Source organism: Streptomyces calidiresistens, assembly GCF_014141525.1.
Taxonomy (GTDB): domain Bacteria; phylum Actinomycetota; class Actinomycetes; order Streptomycetales; family Streptomycetaceae; genus Streptomyces; species Streptomyces calidiresistens.
Map to the genome: position 1 here is coordinate 1 of NZ_VKHS01000577.1, position 3,640 is coordinate 3,640.

5 protein-coding genes are annotated in these 3,640 nt (G+C 73.9%); 2 read left to right on the top strand and 3 right to left on the bottom strand.

Going from position 1 to position 3,640, the window contains the following annotated elements; genetic code table 11:
- Both FOE67_RS19845 and FOE67_RS19850 read left to right on the top strand, forming a co-directional pair.
- On the top strand, window positions 1-1,429 hold a 1,429-nt coding region (locus FOE67_RS19845), incomplete at its 5' end, for a sensor histidine kinase (RefSeq protein ID WP_194444483.1).
- A complete protein-coding gene (locus FOE67_RS19850; protein WP_182666199.1) occupies window positions 1,426-2,082 on the top strand; it encodes a response regulator in 657 nt (218 codons plus the stop codon). The genes FOE67_RS19845 and FOE67_RS19850, both read left to right, overlap by 4 nt.
- Before the next feature lie 45 nt (window positions 2,083-2,127).
- On the opposite strand, the gene FOE67_RS19855 is transcribed toward FOE67_RS19850, so the two are convergent.
- From FOE67_RS19855 to FOE67_RS19865, 3 genes are read right to left on the bottom strand one after another with little or no spacing between them, the layout of a single operon-like run.
- The gene (locus FOE67_RS19855; RefSeq protein ID WP_182666200.1) at window positions 2,128-2,616 is read right to left on the bottom strand and encodes a hypothetical protein; all 489 of its coding nucleotides are present in this window, start codon (window positions 2,614-2,616) and stop codon (window positions 2,128-2,130) included.
- A 41-nt stretch (window positions 2,617-2,657) separates the two neighbouring features.
- Window positions 2,658-2,876, bottom strand: a complete 219-nt coding sequence (locus FOE67_RS19860; protein ID WP_323385097.1) for a hypothetical protein — start codon at window positions 2,874-2,876, stop codon at window positions 2,658-2,660.
- Between the two features lie 53 nt (window positions 2,877-2,929).
- Entirely contained in the window at window positions 2,930-3,634 is a 705-nt protein-coding gene (locus FOE67_RS19865) for a maleylpyruvate isomerase N-terminal domain-containing protein (protein ID WP_438874260.1), read from the bottom strand.
- Window positions 3,635-3,640: the final 6 nt, after the last annotated feature.

A 3,640-nucleotide genomic window follows, 5' to 3' on the forward strand; every position in this document is an offset into this window, starting at 1 on the left:
CTTCGCCGGGGAGGACATCTCCCGCCTCGCGGCCCGCCTGGACGAGCGGCTGAACCGACTGGGCCTGCGCACCCCCCTCGACCGCGACCGCCTGACGGCGGCGGTCGTCGCCGTCCTCTCCGTCGGTCTGCTCCTGCTCACCCTGCTGATCCTGATCCGGGCGGAGGACATCCGGGTCCCGGCGCCCGCCACGGTGGCCCTGATCCTCCTCGTCGGCGCGCAGTCGGCGGTGCTGTGGATGCGTCGTCGGAACCCGGCCGCGTGTCTGGTGATCGTGGCGGCCTTCCAACTCGCGATCCTCCCGTTCCTCCCGCCGGGGGTGAACTTCCAGGGGCTCGCGCCCTTCGTGGCCGCCTACACCTTCGGCACCCTGCTGCCCACCCGCTTCCCGGCCCGACTCCCGGCGGCCGTCATCGTGCTCCACGGTCTGGTGGGCGCCGTGCTGCCCGGGGCCCTCGCCGCCTCGGCCGGGACCGTGGACCTCGGGATGCCGGTCGGTGCCGGTGACCATCCGCTGCTGCGTTTCCTGATGGAGACGACGTGGGCGGCGCTGGTCTACGGCGGGTCCGCGCTCGTGGGCGTCCACGTCGGCACCCGCCGCCGCTACCTCGCGCTCCTGCGGGTCCGCGCGGAGGAGGAGATCCGCGCCCAGCGCGAACGCGCGGAGAACGCGATCCGCGCCGAACGCGCCAACATGGCGCGCGAGTTGCACGACATCGCCGCCCACCACCTCTCCGGCATGGTGGTCCAGGCGGGAGCCGTGGAACGCCTCATCGGCCGGGACGACCGCGCAGCCCGCGAGGCGACCGCCGGGATCCGCGTCCGGGGTCGGGAGACCCTCGACGGCCTGCGCCTGATCGCCCGAACCCTGCGCGACCCCGGCCGGGACGCGCAGCGGCCGGGCACCGAACCCGGGGACCGGGACGGACCGGTGCCGCTGAGCGCCCCGATGCCGGGAGTCGCCGCCCTGGACGCCCTGGTGCGCGCCGAACGCGACCTCGGCACCCCCGTCGAGCTCGTCCGGGAGGGCGAGCCGTACCCCCTGCCCCCGGTCGCCGACGTCACCGTCCACGGGGTGGCCCGGGAGGCGCTGTCGAACGCGCGCGACCACGCCGCCGGCGCGCCCGTGCGGATTCTCCTGCGCCACGAGACCGGCCGTGTGGTCCTGGAGGTGGACAACGGCCCGGGTCGGGGGGCGGGGAAGGACACCACGGCCGCGAACGACTCCGCCCACCGGGGGATGGGACTGATCGGGATGGGGGAGCGGGCCCACCTCGTCAACGGTCGACTGTCGGCCGGGCCGACCCCCTCGGGGGGATGGCGCGTTCGACTGGAGGTCCCGGTGGACCGCGAGCGGGTCCCGGCAGGCGACGCCCCGACCGGGGCGGGACAGGACACGGACGACGGCGTGGAGAGGAACGAACGGTGATCAGGGTGCTCCTGGTGGACGACCAGGCGATGGTGCGGGCGGGCTTCCGCGTCATCCTCGGCACGGCCGAGGACATCGAGGTGGTCGGGGAGTGCGCCGACGGCCCCCGGGCCGTCGAACTCGCCGAACGCCTGAAACCCGACGTCATCTGCATGGACGTGCGGATGCCCGGCGGCGACGGGCTGTCCGCGACCCGGGAGATCCTCTCCCGCGCCGTGGACGACCCGCCCCGCGTCCTCGTCGTCACCACCTTCGACCTGGACGAATACGTCTTCGGCGCGCTGGAGGCCGGGGTCGCCGGATTCGTCCTGAAGGACACCGATCCGGATGACCTGATCGACGCCGTGCGCCGGGTCGCCCGGGGGCAGGGGCTGGTGGACCGGGCGGTGACCCGGAGGGTGATGGACGAGTTCGCCCGCCGCACACCGGTCGATCGACCGGCCCCCGAGGCCGCCGACCTGCTCACCGAGCGGGAGACCGAGATCGTCCGCCTCCTCGCCCGGGGCATGTCGAACGCCGAGATCGGACGGGAACTGTTCATCGAGACCACCACCGTCAAGTCACACCTGGGACGGGCGATGACCAAGATCGGGGCCCGGGACCGCCTCCAGACCGTGGTGTGGGCGTACCGCAACGGCGTGGCCCGCCCGTAGAAGCCGGGGGCGGGGCCCGAAGGCCGAGCGGGACGAGTCGGTGACTCAGTCGTCCTCGTCGTCCCCCTCGCTGCCCCACCCCGAGGAGAGGAGCCAGGGGGAGAAGAGACAGTAGGTCACCAACACGCCGAGGAACACCCAAGCCTGGTACGCGGTGATGAACTCCTCGAACGCGGCACCCGGCGGGTATCCGGCGGCGAGGGCGGCGAGGGCCACCATCGCGCCCACCAGCACCAGTTCGCGCACCAGGTACCGCAGCCGGGCCGGGAGCCCGGACGGACGGAGATCGGCGTCCTCCCGGATCACCACCGGGAGGAAGGCCGGGGAGAACAGGAAATAGAGGGAGAGCGCCGTACAGACGACCAGGACGTACGGGCTCAGGAAGGCATCGCTCCACCCCATCCCCGGCTCGTGCCGCAGCCCGGGATCACCCTGCCGTTCCTCCCGGGCGAGGCCTGCGGCGATCACCGCGTGAAAACCCCACACCAACCAGACCAACTCCACGCGGTTGGCCCACCGCGTTCCTTTCCTCACCCTCCGCACGTCGCCCCTCCCCGACCGGCGGCGGCCCGGACTCACCCGGTGCCGGTCTCCTCCCGGACCCGCCGCCCCCGGCGCAGGTTCCGGACCAACGTCCACGTGGTGAGCAGGAACAGCGCCACTCCCGCCCCCACCCACACGCCCGCCCCACCGGCGCGGTACTCGCGCACGGCGCCGAAGAGGAGAAGAGCTGCGGCGAGAACTCCGAGGGCGGACATCACGGCGGAGATTCGGGCTTCGATACGGTCGTTCACCCGCACATCCTCCTCCGTCACGGCGCCCGGGGGCGGGGAACGGTCGGAGTCGGTCAACCGAACAACGGGAAACGGCCGGCATCGACCCCCGGGTCGCCCGCCTCGGCGTCGGAGAGCGCCGCCCGGCCGGTGGCGATCAGCGCGTAGCGCGCGTCGTCCCACGCCTCAGGCGCCGGATGCCCGAGGAGGCCGTCGAGGGTGCGGCGCACCTCCGCGAGCCCTTCCGGCGAGGGCCCCGGCGCCCCGGGCAGGGAGACGATCAGGTCGAGGTGGTGGATGGTCGCCTCCACCGCGAGGGTGCGCACGAGATCGTCGGCGGTGAGCACGTGCCCCTGCGTGGCCACCCGCTCGCCGGGCGCCGTTCCGGCGGCGGCGTGCAGGAGGGCGGCGGAGGTCTCCGCGTACAGGTCGCGCAGCTCGGTGAAGTCCGGGTGGAGTTCGGCGACGATCCGGGAGAGCTTCCGGTCGGCGGGGCTCCCGTCGGTCCCCGGTACCCAGTCGGCCCAGTAATCGACGGCGTCGCGATCCGGCTCCCGGTCGGCGGGGGTGTGCAGGGCCACCAGGCCGCGGCGCAGGTCGCACAGGCAGTGGAAGACGAGATCCCGCACGGCCCACCCGGCGCAGCCGCTCGGCAGCCGCGACCGCTCCTCGTCCAGGTCCACCAGGACGCTCACGAAGGCGTCGCGCGTGGCGGCCCACACATCCACGGCCGGGGGCACGGCCCGCTTCCTCACCATGCCCCACGCCTGCCCGCCCACCGCCCC